Here is a 20031-nt window from a genome sequence, read left to right as displayed (position 1 = left end):
GCCGTTTTACTTGAAATTGGATTCTGAATCCTTAGCTACCGTTAACATACAATAATTGGAGTGTTCCCCATGCGTCTTCGCGCTAAACTGCTCGGTGCAGCCAGTCTGCTCGCCGCCGTCGCCCTACCGGGTCTGGCTTTGGCCCAAGTGCCGCCGGTGACCGGCCCTTATGTCAGCCTCGGTCTCGGCACCGACCTGATGATGAACCAGCATTATAATTATGCGCCGGCCAGTCTCGGTCAGGCTGGTCATTTCCAGTTCCGTCCTGATTATGCTGGCCAAATTGGCGTTGGCTATGGCTTGGGCAACGGCATTCGCGTCGAGGTCGATGGCGATTTCTTCCGGAACAATGCCAGCAAGTCCGTTGATAATTTCAATGGCGCCAATCCGGTTCATGGTGGCGTGAACACCTATGGCGTGTTCCTGAACGGGTTCTATGATTTCCAGACCGGCACCAATTTCGTCCCCTTCATCGGCGGCGGCGTGGGTTATGCCTATCAGAAGTGGCAGCATCTGGCGTTGCCGGCGACTTATGGCGATGTTTATAGCGGCACCTATGGCAGCTTCGCGTTCGATGTCGGCGCCGGTGTTGCCTATAACATCACCCAGGTTCCGGGCCTCGCGCTGACCGCGCAATATTCCTACACCGAACTGACCCACACCCGTAAATATCTCGACGCGCCGGCCGCGACGGTGATTAATGTTGGCCATTCGGGCAACAACGTGCTGCTCGTTGGGCTGCGCTATCAGCTATTCCCGCCCGCACCGCCGGCCCCGCCGGCTCCGGCACCCGCTCCGGTGGCCACCCCGGCTCCGGCACCGGCCCGCACCTACCTGGTGTTCTTTGACTGGAACAAATATAACCTGACCCCGCGCGCGGATCAGATTATTGCCCAGGCGGCGGATGCATCACGCACCACCCATGTCACCTCGCTGAACGTGAATGGCTATACCGACACATCGGGCACGCCGGCTTACAATGAGAAGCTGTCGTTCCGCCGCGCGGATACCGTCGCCGCCAAGCTGGTGGCTGATGGCGTGCCGAAGCAGGATATCGTGATCAAGGGCTTTGGTGAAACGCATCTGCTGGTGCCGACCGGCCCTGGCGTGCGTGAGCCGCAGAATCGTCGCGTGGAAATTATCCTCCACTAAGTGCTAAACGCAAAAACCGGCGGAGCGCATCAAGGATGCGCCCCGCCCGGTCGGTGATCAAAGAAAAACCCGGCTTTGTGCCGGGTTTTTTATGGAAGCTGTTCGAGGGACAAATTCAGCGGTTGATGCTGACCAGAATTTCCCGAATTTGCCGGGCGGCAACGCCGCCTTTGGTGGCATCGCGCCAGGCCTGTTCGGCGATGCGCTGATGGGTTTGCAACGCATCTTCAGCGCTGGTGATCATCGCGACGCCAGTTTGGGCGTTCGGGGTCGCATCGGCGGGGAAGGGATTGATCGCGAGCGTTGCCCGATCACGGGCGCGGAGCAAAATGAACTGGCTGGTGGGTTCAGCGCCTTGGGTCAGGCCGAATTGCAGCCCCATCGGCTCGCTCTCGACCAGATCGGCCACACGCTCGACCTCACGCCGTGCCACGTCGCGGCAGCGGGTGCGCAAGGATTCTGACAGCGGCAAGGCGCCACCAATGCCCTCAAAGACGAAGCGCCGCAGTGAGCGGGGCGTGAGGACGGAAATGACCGATGGACGGCGGGCGGCGAACATGCGCTTGCGCGAGGCGAGGGCGCCGAGCACCTGTTCGGCTGAGGCTTGGTATAGCAGCCGATCAGAGCCGGCATTATCCGCAAGCTCTTCGAAAATTTGCCCAACCACGGCCTCATATTGATCCGAGGTGGTCAGAAACGAGACCGGCCCCGCGATTTCCAGGATTTGATCGGCGCTTTCTTCGATTTGACGGATGCGCTCCAAAAACCCGATCGGACGGCTGAAATACTCAACGCCAATGCCGAGCAGGGTCAAGGGCGAGATTTTGAGCAATTCTGCCAGGCGTTTAACCGTATCGAGCTTGATCACCTCGCCCTTTTCATAGCGATACAGGGCCGCGCGGGAGACGCCGAGACGTGCGGCGATTTCTTCGGCCTTCAGGCCGGATTCCATCCGATAGGCGCGAATTTGATGGCCAATCTCATTAAATTGCATCATGGTGAAGCTCTACCTCAAAAACCATCATAGTGAATGATGTGACAAAATACAATTTTCATCTCATTTTTTTGCAAATCGCAAAAATATTTGCAAAATCCATCTTATCCTCCGTTTTTTGCTATGCGTGTATCTAATCCCAAGAATTGTTATCGGACAAAGCAGCATTTTGCAATATCATATGAAGTTTTCGACGCTCTATCTTTTTGCATAAGGGTTATGTAACTTTCGGAAAGTTATGAGAACCAACGAGATAGCGCTCATCGCGCCCGTGCGGCGCCAAAAGCGGCAGGCGGCTGAGAGCAAGGGGCGGCGCTCCGAAGCGCTCGCCGCGCAGTGGCTGAGTGAGCATGGATATAAAATTCTCGGCACGCGACTGCGCACAGCCTCCGGTGAGATTGATCTGGTTGCGCAGACTGAGACCGTGCTGGCCTTCATCGAGGTCAAGGCGCGGGCCAGCGAGGCGGCGGGGCTGGATGCCATTTCGCGCCGACAGCAGCAGCGGCTGGTCGCGGCGGCAACGATTTTGCTCGCCGAACATCCGGACTGGCAGCGGCCTGATACGCGGTTTGATGTGATTGTGCTGGCCGGGGCGGCGTTGAGCCATTTTCCGGCGGCATTTCGGGCCGATGATGTTGGTTAACCATCTGGCGCGATGGAGGGCTGATTGATGGCAATCAGGACGCGGCTTGCTTATATCGGCGCTATGAAAACATCGCTCGATAAGCTCCGCACCATCGATCGTGCTGCGTGGTTGATGCAATCCTTGCAAACCGAATGGCAGCGCTTGGTCGAGCAGGGCGTGCCAATGGGGCTGGCCGGCTTTGCGGCGGGGCGCTTTAGCGCGATGGCGTGGCAGGCGGAGACCGTTAATTTGCCGCCGCTGCGGTGGCTGGAGCGGCTAGGCTCGGATTTAGTGCCGTCGATTTTCGAATTTCGGCAAATTTGGGAGCAGCTGGCACCGTTGGCACCGCAAGTAGGGGTTAGCGCACCGAGCACGCGTGAGCTTGGGCGTTTACGCAGTGTGTGGCTAATGCTGGGCACCACCGAGTCGATCATGGAGACAGGCGGTGATGTGCGCTTGCTGCGCGATCCGCAGACCGGGCTGAATGGCTATGGGTGTAGCCATCGGCCACGGCCTTGGGCGATCACTTTTGCCTCCTCCACCGCGTCATCGGTGTCTGAGCGCGGGTATCAGGCGGGTGATCGAGCGCGGCTGCGGATTACGGCTGCTTTGTTGAATAGCGGTAATCGCCGGGTGATCGCCCATGCGGTCAGTTCGATGCGGCGGCGGATTCGCACGAGCCTGGGGGTGCCGACCAGCACGCTGATTGTGCTCGCGGCATCCGGCACGGATAGCGAGTTGCTGGCGCTCAGCTTTGTGCATCTGGGTGCGGGTGATCGCCCGATAACCGCAATTTTGCTGGCCCCGGAGGAGACCGGCAGTGGCGTGCCGATGGCGGCGCGCGGACAGCATTTCGCGATTGATACTGCCAATGGCCATGATGTGGCGAAGGCCGCGCCGATTGAAGGGTTTCGGGCCGATACCGAGCTGGTGTCGATCCCGCTGCGCGATGCACAGGGCCAGGCCTTGGCGTTAGAATTCGTGCAGCATTTGGTTGCCGAGGCGATTGCCCGGGCGATCGAGGCGGGGCGTCGTCCAGTGTTGCATGCGTTGGATCTGTCAAAAACCGGCTTGCTGGCACCAAGCTTGGCGGGATTGCGGGCGTTGCGCGCCCGGTTTGGCAACGATTTTGATTTGGTTGTTGATGCCTGCCAACTCCGCATCGCGCCATCGCGCCTCTGCGCCTATTTGGCGCTGGATGGCATCGTGCTGGTGACCGGCTCGAAGTTTCTCACCGGCCCGCCTTTTGCGGGTGCGGCCTTGGTGCCGCCCGCGATGGCTGCGCGGCTGGAACATGGCGTGTTGCCGGCGGGGCTGGATGCGTATTTTGGCCGGGCCGAATGGCCGGGGCGCAGCCGGGCGGTGCAGAATTTACCCGACACCGCAAATTACGGATTATTGCTCCGCTGGTGGGCGGCCTTGGCGGAGTGGCGGGCTTTTGCCGCCGTGCCGGATGAACGCAAGGCGGCGCTGCTGGATCGGTTTGCTGCAACGGTCAATCAAGCGATTGCGCGCCATCGCTGTTTGGCATTGCTGCCTTTGCCGCCCCTGGATCGCGAGGGCCGTGGCGGGCGCGCTTGGGATGAGCGGCGGATGATTTTTGCGTTTGCCGTGCGTGATCCGGCGCGGCCTGACCGGCTGCTGGGCCCGGCAGAGGCGCGGCTGATCTATCAATGGCTGAACGCTGATTGTTCGGGGTGTTTTGACCGGCTGCGCGATCCGGCGGCGCATGCGCTGGCGCAGCGTATTTGCCATATTGGTCAGCCGGTGGCGCTGGCGGATGCGGCGGGTGGCGCGGTGGGGTGGCTGCGGGTTTCGGCGGGGGCGCGGTTGATTTCGGGTGAGCCATCATTGCGGCATTTATCGTTCGAGAAGCGGGTTGATCGGGAAATGGCCGACCTCGCCACAGTGTTCGACAAGGTGGCACTCCTGCACCAGAATTGGGCCGCGATCAGTGCGGTCAAGCCGCAGCCGCGCTACCAATCGCCCTCGCTGGATGCGTTTCGCGTACGTGAGGCGCAGAATTGACCGCTTGGTGAATGTCTGCCTTACTGGAGGCAATTAACCTTAGAAGATGGAGGATGCCGTGAACGTCAACCCCCGGATCATGCCCGATCAATCAACATTGGCGCTGGATTGTGACAGCGCCTTCAAGGCCCAGCAGGCGCGCGCGATTGAGCTGCGGCGCTCGACCTATGAAAGTCGTGTGGCACAGCTCCGGCGGCTTGAGGCGGCGATTTTGGCGCATCAGAGCGAGATTTATGCGGCATTGCAGGAAGATTTGCACAAGCCGGAGGCCGAGGCTGATTTGTCGGAAATTCTGCCGGTGCTCTCGGAGATCCGCCATACTTGCCGGCATTTACGCCGGTGGATGGCGCCGCAAAAAGTAACCGCAACGGCGGCGATGCTGGGCACCAAGGCGAAAATTCGGCATGAACCCAAGGGGGTTTCGTTGATTATTTCGCCTTGGAATTATCCGATCAACCTGACTTTTGGTCCGCTGGCATCGGCGATTGCTGCTGGCTGCACGGCGATTGTCAAACCCTCCGAGCTGACGCCGCATTGCTCGCACTTAATCGCGAAAATCATCACGAGCACCTTCGAGCCGGCGGATGTGGCGGTGTTTGAGGGGGATGCCAGCGTTGCCACCACGCTGCTTGATTTGCCGTTCGACCATATTTTCTTCACCGGCAGCCCGGCGGTGGGCAAGATTGTGATGGCGGCGGCGGCGCGGCATTTAGCCTCAGTGACGCTGGAATTGGGGGGCAAATCGCCGGTAATTGTCGATGAGACGGCCAATTTGACCAAGGCCGCGCGCAGCATCGTTTGGGGTAAGTTTGCCAATAATGGCCAAACCTGCATCGCGCCGGATTATGCCTATGTGCATGAGGCGGTGCTACCGCAATTTATCGAGGCGGCGCGCACGGCGATCACCGCGATGTATGGCGATGCGGCGAGCAGTGTCGATTATTGCCGCATCGTCAATGATCGGCATTTCCAGCGGGTGAACGCGCTGATTGCTGACGCCAAGAGCCACGGCGCGACTGTGGTGGCGGGGGGCACGGCGGATGCGGCGCAGCGTTATATTGCGCCGACCTTGATGACCGGCGTGCCTGATGAGGCGGCGTTGATGCAAGAGGAGATTTTTGGCCCGGTGCTGCCGATCCGCCCGTATCGCGATATCAACCAGCCGATCCGCGAGATTAACGCCAAACCCAAGCCGTTGGCGCTTTATATGTTCACCAAAAATCATGCCCAGGCGGATGCGGTGATTGAGCAAACCTCGGCGGGCGGTTCGTGCATCAATGGGGCGATGACGCATTTTCTGCACGCCAAGCTGCCCTTTGGCGGTGTTAATAATTCGGGCATTGGCAATGCGCACGGCTATTACGGGTTTCGCGCCTTTTCCCATGAGCGGGCGGTGCTGACCGATCAGTTTTCGGCATCGCCGATGCTGTTTCCGCCTTATAATGGGCGGGTGCGGAAAATGATCAAATTGACGATGAAGTTCTTCACCTGATGGGAGCGGGCCGCGCAGATGATACGCAGGTGGTGATGATTATCCGATCATGAACCACAGGCGGAACAACAGATTTTCCATCCAGGTTTGCCGGTGCAGACCTGGACAGGTGAGGGCGTGAACCCGGCGCGGCAGATCGCCGCGCAGGCCGCGTTCGATCCGCCGGACGTCGCGCTGGGCGTCTTCGGAGAGGAATTCGCCAAATTTGCTGAGTTGGATCACGTGGCGGCGCATCATCGCCATGAAGCTGCCAGGGCCACGGCGAATTGCGCTGATGGCGCGCGCGGCCGTTGAGGGTGGAGAGCCGATCAGATTGCTTTTATGCTGGCGATACAGCACCACCGGTTCCGGGTCGATCTCGACTTTGCCGCCGCAGGCGGTGACGACGATATAGCTCCACCAATCATGCACGGTGCCATCGGGGCCGGGCAGGCGCGCGACCAAATCGGCGGCGGCGCGGTTCATCACCATCGTATTGCCATGCACGATATTCTGGGTGAGGCTGGCCGGGAAACCGGGCCGCGAGCCGGGCAGGATCGACAGGCGGCGGCCGGCCAAATGCTCATCGACCAGATATTGTCGCGCGCAGTATAAATAAGCGCTGTTGCCGGCATGGCGCAGGCAGGAGGCGGCGCGGGCGAGTTTTTCGGGCAGCCAAACATCGTCCTGATCGGCGAAGGCGACGGCATCGGCGTGGGCGGCTTCCGGGAGGAGTGCGAGAAAACTTTGCGCGGCGCCCAGATGCGGCCCGGAGCAGGCGGCCTCGCGGCAGCGATCAGCGCCAAGCCGTTCGGCGAAATTGCGCATGATTGCAATCGTATCATCCTGCGAGCCATCATCGCGCCAGATTAATTGCCAGCCGGCGAAGGTTTGCTGCTCGAAGCTGGCGAGCTGTTCGGGCAGGTACCGTGCGCCATTAAAGGTCGAGAGCAAGATTGCGATGCGCGGTTCAGGCGCGGTCAAGCTGGCTCCCTCGGGGCTCATGGCGCGCTGGCTGGCTGGGTGAGCATGTCGGCAATCACCCGGCGGGTCGCGTCACGCCAATCGGGGAGCGTGATGCCGAAAATCGCGGCGAGCTTTTGACCATCGAGGCGGGAATCGGCGGGGCGGCGCACCGGGGTGGGCCATTCTTGCGTGGTGATCGGCACGATCTTGGGCGCGGTTTCGCCATGGTGCGCGGCTTGGGCAAAGATTTCCGTGGCAAAACCGTGCCATGTGGTGTCACCCTGATTGGTGGCATGGAAAATGCCGCCATAGGTTGGCTGCCAGCCGGTGCGCTGGATATGTGCGACGATGCGTAAAATGGCTGCGGCCAGGTCGGGCGCTGCGGTGGGTGTGCCGCGCTGATCCGCCACCACGCGCAATTCGGGCCGTTTGCGCCCGGCCTCGATCATGGTGCGGGCGAAATTGGCGCGCCCGGCGGAGAACACCCAGGCGGTGCGCAGCACCATCGACGGGGCGCTGACGCTGAGCACCGCACGTTCGCCGGCCTCTTTGCTCGCGCCGTAAACGCCGAGCGGGGCGACGTCATCGCTCTCGTGATAAGGCGCGCCCTTGCTGCCATCGAACACGTAATCGGTTGAAATATGGATCAGCGGGATCTGATGTTGGGCGGCGTAGGCGGCCAGAATGGCGGGCCCATCACGGTTGGCGCGCCAAGCCGCGGCTTGGTTGGTTTCTGCGGCGTCAACGGCGGTCCAGGCGGCGGCGTTGATGATCAAAGACGGGCTGGTTTCGGCGCAGATTTGGCCGATGGAGGCCGGGTTGTCGAAATCAAAGGCCGGCCGCTGCACGGCACGATGGGCCAACCCGGCGGCTTGCGCGCCTTTGACCAGGGCCGCACCAAGCTGGCCGGAGGCGCCGGTGATCAGGAGCGGCCCAGCGCTTATCCGTTCAGGGCTCATCAGCGCGAAAACCAATCGGGGCAGTGAGCCAGCGTTGGCATGACCAAGTCCTTATCCGACAAGACAGCTTTGTCTGCGGCAACGGGCCAGGGGAGCGAGAGATCGGGGTCGTTCCAAATGACGCCGCGTTCTGAGGCTTTGTCGTAGCCGCTCGTCACTTTGTAAATCACTTCGGTATCGGGGGCCAAGGTGCAAAATCCGTGCAGGAAGCCGCCCGGTATCCATAATTGCGCGCCGTTATCGGCGGAGAGTTCGGCGGCGGCGAATTTTCCATAGGTGGGTGAGCCGCGCCTGATATCGACCGCGACATCCCAGATCGCGCCGCGCACACATCGCACCAGCTTGCCTTGCACGAACGGGGCGATTTGACAGTGCAAGCCGCGAATGGTGCCGACCGCACGGGAATAAGAGTGATTATCCTGGACGAATTGATGATCGAACCCTTGCGCCTTGAGTTTGGCTTGGTTCCAGCTTTCACTGAACCAGCCTCGGTTATCGGCGAACCGGGCCGGGGTGATATGAAGCACGTCGGCGATGGCGAGGGGTTCGATGTTCATTGGTGACCATCCGCGATTTCGGCCATGATCCGGCCCAGTTCGGTTTTGCCCAATTGCCCGGCGCGCCGACGCAGCGCCACCGCATCGATGAAGCCCATGCGGAACGCGACCTCTTCGGGGCAGCCGACCAGATGGCCTTGCCGCGATTGGATGGTTTGCACGAACGTGGCCGCTTGCAGCAGGGAATCCGGGGTGCCGGCATCGAGCCAAGCGGTGCCGCGCCCGAGCCGTTCGACCTGCAAGGAGCCTTCTTCGAGATAGCGGTGATTGAGATCGGTGATTTCCAATTCGCCGCGCCCGGAGGGTTGGATGGCGCGGGCCAGGGAGGTGACGCGCTCATCGTAGAAATAAAGCCCGGTGACCGCCCAGTTCGAGGCGGGAACGGTTGGTTTTTCAACAATATCAATGGCGCGGCCATCAGCATCGAACGACACCACGCCATAGCGCTCAGGGTCGCGCACTTGATAGGCAAACACGGTCGCCCCTTTGGGGCGGGCGGCGGCGGCGCGCAGCATGGTTGATAGATGATCGCCATGGATCAGATTATCGCCCAGCGCCAAGGCGCAAGGCTGCCCGGCGAGCCAGTCCGCGCCGATCAGAAAGGCTTGGGCGATGCCCTCAGGCTTGGCCTGCTCGGCATAGCTGATGGTGATGCCAAATTGGCTGCCATCGCCAAGCAAACGGCGAAATTGCGGGAGGTCAGCCGGGGTGGAAATCAGTAAAATATCCCTGATCCCCGCCAGCAGTAGCGTGGAGAGCGGATAATACACCATCGGCTTGTCATAGACCGGCAAAAGCTGCTTAGAGGCGGCTTCGGTGATTGGATGCAGCCTGGTTCCTGAGCCGCCCGCGAGAACGATGCCTTTTTGTATCAATTTGTTGCTCCTAGCCGAACCGTCATCGCCGCGACCGATGCGCTGATCATGCTGCTGTGCCCAAACGGTTGCCCGCGTAGCGCTTGGCGCGAATCGCCTGCCACCAGGCCTCGTGATCGAGATACCAATCGATGGTCGCGGCGAGGCCGGTTTCGAAATCATGATCGGCGTGCCAACCCAGAGCGGCTTGCGCGTGGGATGGATCGATCTCGTAGCGAAAATCATGGCCGGGGCGATCGGTGACGAAGCGGATCAGGCGCTCGCGGGGGCCAGCAGGGTCGGGACGCTTGGCATCGAGCAGGCGGCAAATACTGCGCACCACATCGATATTGCGGCGGGGCTGGCGGGCGCCGATTGCGTAGGTCTCGCCGGGGATTCCCATGGTGGCGACGCGCACCAGAGCTGTCGCGTGATCCTCGACATAGAGCCAATCGCGGCATTGGGTGCCATCGCCATAGACGGGTAACTCTTTGCCCTCGAGCGCATTGATGATGGTCAGCGGGATGAGTTTTTCGGGAAATTGCCACGGGCCGTAATTATTGGTGGTGTTCGAGACCAAAGTGGGCAGCCGGTATGTATGGAACCAGGCGCGCACCAAATGATCGGACGCGGCTTTCGAGGCGGAATAGGGGCTGCGCGGATCATAGGGCGTGGTTTCGGTGAAAGGCGGGTCGTGCGGGGCGAGGGCGCCGAACACTTCATCCGTGGAGATATGGTGAAAGCGGAACGCGGCGCGGCGATCATCAGGCAATGTCTGCCAATAGGATCGGGCGGCTTCGAGCAGCGCGAACGTGCCGGTGATATTGGTTTCGATGAAGTCGCGCGGGCCATCGATCGACCGATCAACATGCGATTCGGCGGCGAGATGCATCACAATGTCCGGTTGATGGGACATGAAGGCGGCGCGCATGGCGGCGTAATCGACGATATCGGCCCGGATCAAATGATGGCGCGGGTCGCCCAGTGCGGGGCCTAAGGCGGCTTCGGAGGCGGCGTAGGTCAGTTTATCGATGGTGACGATTGTGGTGTCGGGACGCGACATCAGATGCCGGATCACCGCCGAGCCGATAAAGCCACAACCACCGGTAATTAAAACCTTCATGAGCTACCCGCATTCGTTCAGAGAGGGCGAGCGGTATCGCGCCGCACGCCCGTTATCATTAACAGTCTTTTAAGCAGCCTATCGTGGTTTCTGCAATGCGTGTTCAGCTTGTGCGATGGCGGCTTGCTCAACGCCAAGCTGTATCGCGAGCTGGTCGCGATAGGCGCGCTGCCGGTGCGCAAATCCGGCATCCAAATCCAACCGCTCGCGGGCAATTTCCTGCACGGCGGCGATTTCAGCAATATGGCGGGCGGCGTCTAGGCTTTGGGTGACGCCGGATGCATGCCGCCGATGACGATTGAGGGCTTCAGGGAGAAAAAGCACGCAACCATCAGACTCTGCAAGAATTTCGAGATAAACCAACCAATCGCCCGCCAGTTTGAATTGCCCAAGCCTTGCGCCGATACGATCCAGGGCGGCGGCGAGCGCGTCTTTGCGCATCAGCACGCCGCTTACATTCAGGATCAGGTTGCGCTCGGCGAGGAAACGCTGGGCGAAGTCACGCGCCGCGAACCGGCCAAAGCGCGAGAGTTCCGGGGCGCCGGCCTCGGTGAAATAACGCTGATAATCGGGCATGATTACCGCGCCGTGCTCATCAATCGCGCAGGCATCGCTGATGGCCATCACCGCATCCGGGTGTTGGCGCAAGGCGGCGGCGAGCCGGGCGAGGAATTGCGGCTGCGCGCTATCATCGGCTTCGGCGATCCAGATATACTCGGCATCGCACAAAGCTGCGGCGCGCCGCCATTGGGCGAATACCGAGCCGGAATTGGTTGGGTTGCGATGGATGCTTAAATCGCGCTTGCGCTCGGTGGCAAGATGTTCTGCTATCGCAATAGAATTGTCACTCGAGGCGTCATCGAGCATCACGATGTTCGCAAGCGGGTAGGTTTGCGCAAAAATCGAGTTGAGTCGCTCGGGCAGATAATGACCGTAATTATAGTTCGGCACCGCGCAGCCAATCGGCACGATGTCTGGGCGGGCCAAGTTGAGTAGATTTTGGGCGTAGCGGGCGAAATCGAAGCGCTCGGCGGCGATGGCGGCGAGGCGCTCGCGGTCTGCGGCCAATGCGGCGTGATCGCAGAGGGTTGATAGGGCCTCGGCAAAGCCTGCGAGGTCGCCGGCGGCGATGATGCGCCCGGTTGCGGTGCTGCGTAACAGATCAGGGATGCCGCCCGCGCCCTCAAACGCGACGCTGGGCACGCCGGCGGCCAGTGCTTCGATGACCGTGCTGGGCAGCGGGTCTTCGCGCGAGGTGAGCGCGTAAATATCGGCGGCGGCGTAGGCTGGCATGACGTCATTCTCGAATTCCAGCCGATGAAACCGCCCAGTTGCGGTGAGGGTGGTGATTTCTGCGCACAGATAATCGCGGGTCCAGAGATGCATCTCACCCATCCAGACGAAATGGATGTCGGGGCGCGACGCCAGCAACTGCCGGGCGATATGCAAAAACAGATCAAACCCTTTGCGCAAATCGGCAAAGCCGACACCGAGCACCATGTAATCGGTCTCAGTCAGGCCGAGCTTGGCGCGGAACGCGGCACGCGCCTCCGGCGAAAAGGCGACGCGCTGGTAATTGCCCTGTGGCAAGATATGGCTGGCGCGCGGCTTCACATCGATCGATTGATCGAGCAGGTCACGCACATAGGATGAGGAGAACACCACCCGCGCGGCTTGGGCGAAGCCGAGGCGCAAATCGCCGCGCAGCGATTTTTCCTGGATCAAGCGCGGCATTTCATGGATCAGCAGGGTTGCTTCGATGCCATGGCGGGCGAGCTCCTGACAAACCCGTGCCGCCGCCGCCGAATTGACCAGCGCATGGGTGATGCCCTGGGTGGCCAAACTTGCCACCAGCTTTTGCAGCGCCGCCTCGCTATTGACCAGAGTGACCGATCCTTCGCTTTGATACGCATCGACCAACGGGCCGCCGCCGAGCAGGATGATCCGGGGCGCGATACCGTGCGCGCGGCGCCAGGCGCGGGCGATATGCAGGAGCAGAAGCTGCGCGCCATGCACCAGCGCGTCATGGCCGATCAGCAGCATTTGACGCGCTTGGGCGGGGTCGGTTTCGCCGATGGCGGCGCGCCCGGTGGCGTTCAAAAACGCGGCACCAAAATGCAAATCCGGTTCCAAATAGGCGCCTTCTGCCCATTCATTCCACGCATTGATGCACACGATGGGTTGGCCAAAGACCGGTGTGGCGCGGGCGCGCTCAATCAGGCTGGTTAGCCAGCGCTGATAGGCGGAGGGGGTCGCTTGGTGCAGCACCACGCCATGACCTTCGCGGCGCGGATCATTATCCCAGCCGGGAACGGCGGTGCGGATCAGGGGGTAATCAGGGTCCGGCGCATTGAGTGAGGCGGTGATGACATCGTTATAATCATAGACATCGGCATCAAACTCGGGGTCGAAACGATCCAAGCGTGCGTTGATTTTGGGAATCTCGACGATCAATTTGTGAGGCGGAAACTCAACCGCGCCATCCAGACCATAGGGTTTGGGGTCATAATCATGGAAACTTTGCGCCATCATCATGATCGGGTTTTCGCCATGACGTTCGGCGAACAAGGCGCGCCAGCGTGCGATGGAGCCAGCGGCATCGGGGATCAGGGCGGCGCGATACACCATCAACAAGGGGCGACCTTCGAGCCTGATATAGCGCGGATCGGCGAAATGGCGGGCGAAATCATCGATCAGGGCGATATCGTCCTCATCACGATAATCCTGCTCAATCAGCACTTCGCGCGACAAGCCATCCCAGCGGCGGGTCCAGTTTTCATTGGCCCACATTAGGCAAAATTGATGATCGAGGTCGCGCTCGGCGAGAAATTGTTCAAGCGGGCGCTGCAGCAGGCGATGGCCGTTGAACCAATAATAATAGAACACCATCCCCGCGATGCCGGCACCACGGGCGAGGGCGATTTGGCGACGCAGCGTGCGATCATCATCGAGCGCGTAGAAGCCGAGATCGCGCGGGATGCGGGGTTGATAATGGCCATAAAAGCGCGGTGTTGCGCGGGCGAGATTGGTCCAATCGGTGAAGCCGGTGCCCCACCAGGAATCATTTTCGGGGATCGGATGAAATTGCGGCAGGTAATAAGCCAGCAGCATCGCTTGACGCGGCGCGCTGGCAGGGATGGGCTGCACCGTCTCGAAATTGGGGCCGGGGCGGGTTGCGGCGCGCACGGCGCCGGCGATGAGCTGTTCGGCGCGCGGGCGTAGCGGCAGGAAACCGTGCTGGCGGTGCGCGAGGTAATGCAAAAGCGGATTTTCGCCGCCCAGCTCGCTGGCATAGCGGGTGCGGTAGAATTTCACGTCGAAATCGGGGGAGGGGTCGCGCCCCTCGATTACGCCGAATGCGCAAAAATGCTCGAACGGATCGGTTCGGCTGGCCGCGACATCGGGGTTGCGGTCCAGATACCATGTTGGATCGAATAATGGCACCGGGCTGACTTTGCCGGAATGGCGCCGTTCTAGAAAATCGGCCAGGGCGTTGGAATCTGCGCCGAGACCATATTGATCGCGATACCAGGCGGGATCGAACCGCGCCGATGGAAGACGCCCTTCGCGGTCGCCGAACTCCAGATAATGCACCAGCGGGTTAATTTCGGCGCGGGCGATGTCTGGATTGGTTCGCTGGTAGAAGGCCGGGTCGAAATACGGGTTGGGGTAGCGCCCCTCGCGCCAGCCCGATTGGCAGAAATGCGTAATTGGGTCGATGTCCGATGGAATATCCGCGTTTTGGCGGCGATAATACGCGGCATCGAACAAGGGGGAGTCTTGCAGCAACGCGTAAGCGCGGTCCAGGTCGGGCATAGGATCCATGATTAGAATCCCGGCGGGCGCAGATCGAGCGATAGAGATTGCGCGAGCGCGCGGCCGAGGCTGAGGATTGGGGCTTCTTCAAACAAGCGCCCCCACAGGCTGATCGAGTGGGGCACGCGGTGCGTTGCGGGGGGCGGGTTGGTTGATGGGGTTGGTTCATCGTCGGTTCGGCTGCGCATCTCGATGAAACCATTGGGCAGGCACAGGCAGGGATGGCCGGTGAAATTGGTTGCGGCGAGCATCGGGCCGGCGAAGCTGGGGCCGATCAGCACATCGATATCGCGCATCACCGCATCGATGGCGATCATCGCGCGACGCCGCAGCCGATCGAGCTGCACATGATCGACAGCGGAGAGAAACCGCGCCATGCGGAATTGGTTGGGCCAGGCATCCGCCGATTGCCAGGTGAGCTGATCATCGCGATCACTCAAAGTTAGCTCTTCGAACGAGGCGGCGGCTTCGGCCATCAGGATTGATACCAGACTATCATAAGGCAGATCATCGCGGGTGCGCTCGATTAAGGTCACACCCAGCGTGCGGCAATGATCCAGCATCAGCCGGTCTTCGGGGCGAGCGCCCTCGGCCTCGAAATCCGCTGCGATATAGCCAACGCGTAACCCGCTGCACGGCGCGGCACAATCGCCGCCGAAGCTGATCGCGAGGCTCGCGGGGTCATGATCATCGGCACCATTGATCACCGAGAGGATCAAGGCCGTATCATCAACGCTGCGGCAGATCGGGCCGATTTTATCAAGGCTGGGGCAGAGCGCCATGGTGCCGGTGCGGGCGACGCGCCCAAAGCTGGGGCGCAGGCCGACCGTGCCGCAGCGTGTGGAGGGCGAGACGATCGAGCCATAGGTTTCGGTGCCGAGCGAAAATCCGCACAAGCCCGCAGCGGTGGCGGCGGCGGAGCCGGCTGAGGAGCCGGACGATCCTTCTTCGAGATTCCACGGATTGCGGGTGCGCCCACCAAACCAGAGATCGCCATAGGCGAGCGCGCCGACGCTGGTTTTGCCAAGCAAGATCGCGCCGGCTTGCGCGAGTCGGCGTACCACCACCGCATCCTGCGTGGGCATGCGGTCGCGATAAGGTTCGGCCCCCCAATCGGTCACCAAGCCTGCGGTATCGATAATGTCTTTGCAGCCATAAGGGATGCCATGGAGCGGGCCGGCCCAGCGCCCCTGCGCGGCCATCGCATCGAGTTCATCGGCGCGGGCCAAGGCGGCCTGATTCAGGCGGGCATAGCACTGTAATTGCGGGTTATGCGCGGCGATGCGGGCGAGATAGATTTCGGTCAAGCGCCGCGCGCTGAGCACGCCGGCGCGAAGCCAGGAGATTTGCGCCGTGACCGGCGCGAAGGCGATGGCGTCATCCTGGGCGGGCAGGGCGGTGGCGGTGGTGGTGGCCAAGACCAGCGCGCCAGGATCGCGCCGGGTGAAGGGGCGTAGCCGAGGATCGAACCGGGTGGCCGGGGCTAATTCGGGATCGAGCCGATAATGGCGACGGGCATGGGCGAGGGCGGTTTGCTCGGCGAGGCCAACCTGCATCAATTTTCGCTCGGCCTCGGTATAGCGCACGCCTAAAATCCGCTCGGCGTCTTCGATGTCGGTGAGGTGGCAAAAAGGTGGTTTGGGCGATTCTGGCGGGTTCAAACTGGCTCTCCCTGAAGGTCGCTCGACATAGCGCATCCTTATTCACCAGAATAGCGCCCTGCTCGGCGTGGACAATTGGGCCGCCATGATTGGATCAAAGCGTGATGTTGCACTGCGACAAGTGCCGCGCTAAGCCGCGCCTCGGGATGCGTGCAGACGCTCAATTGTGCTGCGGGGAGTGTTGATCGTGGATGGTAGCGCCGCCGCCAGTGGCGAGAGTGTTCTCAGCCGATATCGTGCGATGATCGGCGCCGGGCGGCTTGCGGCTGATCCGGCGCAGCGGCTTGCGGCGGAGCAGCTTGATCGCTTGTGGCGACGCCTGCTGCAATATGATCCGCAACCCAAAGCCCCGGCCAATGGCTGGCTGGGCCGTTTGCTCAATAAGCGGCGGGTGGATGAAATGCCGGTGGATTATCCCTCGGGCTTGTATTTGGTTGGCGAGGTTGGTCGCGGCAAATCGATGTTGATGGATTTGTTTTTCGAGGCTGCCGATGTGCCGCGCAAGCGGCGGGTGCATTTTCATCAATTCATGCAGGAAACCCATGCGCGCTTGCATCAGTTGCAAGTGGAGGCTCCGGATGCCGACCCGATGGTGGCTCTGGCGGACCTGATCGCCGCCGAATCGGCTTTGCTCTGTTTTGACGAGTTTCAGATCCACGATATCGGCGACGGCACGATCTTGGCGCGGCTGTTTCAGGCTTTGTTCGATCGTGCGGTGGTGATGGTCGCGACCTCGAACACGCTGCCCGATGATTTATTTCGCGGCAAACCGGGCTATGAGACCCTCCAGCCGTTTATAGCGCTGCTGAAGCGCCACCTTGATGTTCTCGTGCTGGATGCGGCGCGCGATTATCGGCGTGAGCTGCTGAGCACGGTGAAGACCTGGTTGGTGCCAGCCGATGGCGAGGCTGAACGCGCGCTCGATGCGGTATTTGCTGATTTGATCGGCGATACCATGCCGCGCGCGAAGACGATTACCGTTTTTGGTCGGCAATTGCCGATCCCGCTATCGGCGGCGGGTGTGGCGCGGTTCGATTTTTCAGCTTTATGTGCGCAAAATCTCGGTTCGGGAGATTATTTGGCGATTGCCACGCAGTTTCACACGGTTTTGATCGATGCAGTGCCGATCCTCACGCCGGATAATTTTGACGAGGCCCGGCGGTTCATCACCTTGATCGACGCGCTCTATGAGCATCGGGTGAAATTATACGCCTCGGCGGCGGCGGAGCCGGCCTCGCTCTATGTAGCGGGGGATGGTGTGGCGATTTTTGAGCGCACGGTTTCGCGACTCGAAGAAATGCGCAGCGCGACCTATGGCGGCTTGGCACATCTGCCATGAAGGGTTCGGGCGGTTGCGCGGCGCTAGGCGATGGTCTAGAGCGAACTGGTTCGAAATGATCGTGCTGATGACTGTGAGTTCTTTCACTTTTTGAAGCTCAATCAACATGTTAAAGGGCCAATTTGAATGCGTTTAGACGCATATATTCGGCACAATCAACCGGCGCCCTGTTCGCCGTTGGCCCGCATCCTGGTTTTTGCGCGGCGGCCTGCTTGGACATGGCTGTTCGGGCTTGCCGTTAGCGTGCCGGACCGTCGATCATTCCCCATCACCCAAGGCCTAACCAGCGGCTCGTAACCGTGCGGAGAACCCATGAATATCCATGAATATCAAGCCAAGGAACTGCTCAAATCCTATGGCGTCGCTGTGCTCGACGGCTATGTGGCCTGGAGCGCCGAAGAGGCGGCACAGGCGGCAGCGAAACTGCCTGGTCCGGTCTATGTGGTGAAGTCGCAAATCCATGCCGGTGGCCGGGGGGCGGGGCATTTCAAGGACGATCCGCAGGGTAAGGGCGGTGTGCGTTTGACCCGTTCGGCGGATGAGGCGGCGGCGGTGGCGGGGGCGATGCTGGGCCAGACGCTGGTGACCAAGCAAACCGGGCCGGCCGGGCGCGTGGTGCGGCGGGTTTATGTCGAGGCGGGCTGCGATATCAAGCGTGAGCTGTATTTGTCGCTGCTGGTTGATCGGTCAGTTTCCGAGGTGGTGATCATGGCCTCGACCGAAGGTGGGATGGAGATTGAAGAGGTCGCTGAGCATCACCCCGAGAAAATCATTCGGGTGGCCATTGATCCGGCGGCGGGAATTTCCGGATTTCATGCGCGCAAGCTGGCGTTCGCGCTGGGGCTTGATGCGAACCAGCAGAAATCCTTCGGCAAATTTGTCAACGCGATGTACAAGGCGTTCATCGCGCTTGATTGTGCCATTGTCGAAATTAATCCGCTGGTGGTGACGGGGGCGGGTGATGTCGTGGCACTCGATGCCAAGGTCAGTTTCGATGACAATGCGCTCTATCGGCATCCGGATTTGGAAAAATTGCGCGATGAGTCTGAGGAAGATCCCAAGGAGCTGGAGGCGACCAAGCATAGTCTGAATTATGTGGCGCTCGATGGCTCGATTGGCTGCATGGTCAATGGCGCGGGTCTCGCGATGGCGACGATGGATATCATCAAGCTCTATGGCGCAGCACCGGCCAATTTCCTTGATGTGGGCGGTGGGGCGACCAAGGAGCGGGTGACGGCGGCGTTCAAGATCATTCTATCGGATGCCAATGTTGAAGGTATTTTGGTCAATATTTTCGGTGGCATCATGCGGTGCGATGTGATTGCCGAGGGCGTGGTGGCGGCGGCGCGGGAAGTGTCGTTGTCGGTGCCGTTGGTGGTTCGGCTGGAGGGCACGAATGTGCAACTCGGCAAGGATATTCTCTCGAAATCAGGGCTGCCGATCATCGCAGCCGATAATCTGGCGGACGCTGCACAGAAAATTGTCGCCGCTGTGAAGGAGGCCGCATAATGGCTATTCTCGTGAATGCTGAAACCCGCGTGATTACCCAAGGTTTTACCGGCGCGCAGGGCACTTTTCACTCTGAGCAGGCGATTGCCTACGGCACCAAGGTGATGGGCGGGGTCACGCCCGGCAAGGGCGGCACGCGGCATCTCGATTTGCCGGTGTTTGACACGGTTGCCGCGGCGCGTGAGGCGACGGGGGCGGATGCCAGCGCGATTTATGTGCCGCCGCCTTTCGCGGCGGATGCCATTCTGGAGGCGATTGATGCGGAAATTCCGCTGATCGTGTGCATCACCGAGGGGATTCCGGTGCTGGATATGGTGCGGGTGCATCGGGCGTTGAGCGGTTCGAAATCGATCCTGGTGGGGCCGAATTGCCCCGGCGTGATCACCCCGGATGCGTGTAAAATTGGCATTATGCCGGGCCATATTCACCGGCGCGGCAAAGTTGGCATTGTTTCGCGCTCGGGCACGCTCACCTATGAGGCGGTGGCGCAGACTACGGCGGCGGGGCTGGGTCAATCCACCTGCGTTGGGATTGGCGGCGATCCGGTGAAGGGGCTGGATTTCATTGAGGTGCTGGAGTTGTTTTTGGCCGATGCCGAGACCGAAGCGATGATTATGATCGGTGAAATTGGTGGGCAAAGCGAGATTGATGCCGCGGAATTCCTGGCACGGCATAAAGTGAAAAAGCCGGTGGTTGGATTTATCGCGGGTGTGACCGCGCCGCCGGGTCGGCGCATGGGCCATGCCGGTGCGGTGATTTCGGGTGGGCGCGACACGGCGGGCGCGAAAATCGAGGCGATGAAGCTGGCGGGCATTCACGTGGCGGACAGCCCGGCGTCGCTTGGCTCGACCATGGTTAAAGCGTTGCGCGGGTAAAGTTGTTGGTAATATTTTGTGCCTATCTGGTTGGGGCTTATGCAAATAAAGCATCCCAGCAGCTTGCGGAGACGGTGCAATTTGGGTTTGACTTGAACTAAA

15 protein-coding genes are annotated in these 20031 nt (G+C 60.8%); 7 read left to right on the top strand and 8 right to left on the bottom strand.

What is annotated here, in order from left to right:
- Positions 1 to 69: 69 nt before the first annotated feature.
- On the top strand, positions 70 to 1152 hold the full coding sequence (locus ACYUCQ_RS07055) for an OmpA family protein (protein ID WP_460253812.1): 1083 nt from the start codon (positions 70 to 72) through the stop codon (positions 1150 to 1152).
- Positions 1153 to 1267: 115 nt separating this feature from the next.
- Here ACYUCQ_RS07055 and ACYUCQ_RS07050 read toward each other — a convergent pair whose 3' ends face one another.
- Positions 1268 to 2146, bottom strand: a complete 879-nt coding sequence (locus ACYUCQ_RS07050) for a helix-turn-helix domain-containing protein (RefSeq protein WP_460253954.1) — start codon at positions 2144 to 2146, stop codon at positions 1268 to 1270.
- A gap of 271 nt (positions 2147 to 2417) precedes the next feature.
- Here ACYUCQ_RS07050 and ACYUCQ_RS07045 point away from each other — a divergent pair, with 271 nt between their 5' ends.
- From ACYUCQ_RS07045 to ACYUCQ_RS07035, 3 genes are read left to right on the top strand one after another with little or no spacing between them, the layout of a single operon-like run.
- A complete protein-coding gene (locus ACYUCQ_RS07045) occupies positions 2418 to 2789 on the top strand; it encodes a YraN family protein (protein WP_460253811.1) in 372 nt (123 codons plus the stop codon).
- 27 nt (positions 2790 to 2816) lie between these two features.
- Positions 2817 to 4799, top strand: a complete 1983-nt coding sequence (locus ACYUCQ_RS07040) for a hypothetical protein (protein WP_460253810.1) — start codon at positions 2817 to 2819, stop codon at positions 4797 to 4799.
- 58 nt (positions 4800 to 4857) lie between these two features.
- Complete coding sequence (locus tag ACYUCQ_RS07035) at positions 4858 to 6291, top strand: aldehyde dehydrogenase family protein (RefSeq protein ID WP_460253809.1); 1434 nt, start codon at positions 4858 to 4860, stop codon at positions 6289 to 6291.
- A 39-nt stretch (positions 6292 to 6330) separates the two neighbouring features.
- Here the strand turns inward: ACYUCQ_RS07035 and ACYUCQ_RS07030 are convergent, their stop codons facing one another.
- The 7 genes from ACYUCQ_RS07030 to ACYUCQ_RS07000 all read right to left on the bottom strand — a co-directional run bounded on the left by ACYUCQ_RS07030 (position 6331) and on the right by ACYUCQ_RS07000 (position 16206).
- Positions 6331 to 7254, bottom strand: a complete 924-nt coding sequence (locus ACYUCQ_RS07030; protein ID WP_460253808.1) for a glycosyltransferase — start codon at positions 7252 to 7254, stop codon at positions 6331 to 6333.
- 17 nt (positions 7255 to 7271) lie between these two features.
- A complete protein-coding gene (gene rfbD / locus ACYUCQ_RS07025) occupies positions 7272 to 8195 on the bottom strand; it encodes a dTDP-4-dehydrorhamnose reductase (protein ID WP_460253807.1) in 924 nt (307 codons plus the stop codon).
- On the bottom strand, positions 8195 to 8752 hold the full coding sequence (gene rfbC / locus ACYUCQ_RS07020) for a dTDP-4-dehydrorhamnose 3,5-epimerase (protein ID WP_460253806.1): 558 nt from the start codon (positions 8750 to 8752) through the stop codon (positions 8195 to 8197). The genes rfbD and rfbC overlap by 1 nt, the downstream gene beginning before the upstream one ends.
- Positions 8749 to 9627, bottom strand: a complete 879-nt coding sequence (gene rfbA / locus ACYUCQ_RS07015; RefSeq protein WP_460253805.1) for a glucose-1-phosphate thymidylyltransferase RfbA — start codon at positions 9625 to 9627, stop codon at positions 8749 to 8751. Before rfbA ends, rfbC begins: the two co-directional genes overlap by 4 nt.
- 46 nt (positions 9628 to 9673) lie before the next feature.
- A complete protein-coding gene (rfbB, locus tag ACYUCQ_RS07010) occupies positions 9674 to 10729 on the bottom strand; it encodes a dTDP-glucose 4,6-dehydratase (RefSeq protein ID WP_460253804.1) in 1056 nt (351 codons plus the stop codon).
- 78 nt (positions 10730 to 10807) lie between these two features.
- Positions 10808 to 14545 (bottom strand): glycoside hydrolase family 99-like domain-containing protein, encoded by a 3738-nt coding sequence (locus ACYUCQ_RS07005; protein ID WP_460253803.1) that lies wholly within the window; start codon positions 14543 to 14545, stop codon positions 10808 to 10810.
- An 11-nt stretch (positions 14546 to 14556) separates the two neighbouring features.
- Positions 14557 to 16206, bottom strand: a complete 1650-nt coding sequence (locus ACYUCQ_RS07000; RefSeq protein WP_460253802.1) for an amidase — start codon at positions 16204 to 16206, stop codon at positions 14557 to 14559.
- 187 nt (positions 16207 to 16393) lie between these two features.
- Between ACYUCQ_RS07000 and zapE the strand changes: the two genes are divergently transcribed.
- The 3 genes from zapE (at position 16394) to sucD (ending at position 19929) form a co-directional block, all read left to right on the top strand.
- Positions 16394 to 17545, top strand: coding sequence for a cell division protein ZapE (zapE, locus tag ACYUCQ_RS06995; protein WP_460253801.1), 1152 nt, complete (start codon positions 16394 to 16396; stop codon positions 17543 to 17545).
- A gap of 312 nt (positions 17546 to 17857) precedes the next feature.
- Positions 17858 to 19054 carry an ADP-forming succinate--CoA ligase subunit beta gene (sucC, locus tag ACYUCQ_RS06990; RefSeq protein WP_460253800.1) on the top strand — a complete coding sequence of 399 codons (1197 nt, stop codon included), beginning with the start codon at positions 17858 to 17860 and terminating at the stop codon, positions 19052 to 19054.
- Positions 19054 to 19929, top strand: a complete 876-nt coding sequence (gene sucD, locus ACYUCQ_RS06985) for a succinate--CoA ligase subunit alpha (RefSeq protein WP_460253799.1) — start codon at positions 19054 to 19056, stop codon at positions 19927 to 19929. Before sucC ends, sucD begins: the two co-directional genes overlap by 1 nt.
- Positions 19930 to 20031 lie beyond the last annotated feature (102 nt).

This window comes from Acidiphilium sp. MT5 (assembly GCF_054767495.1).
Note: the sequence above shows the minus strand (reverse complement) of the source record. Positions and strands in the feature narration are given on the sequence as shown.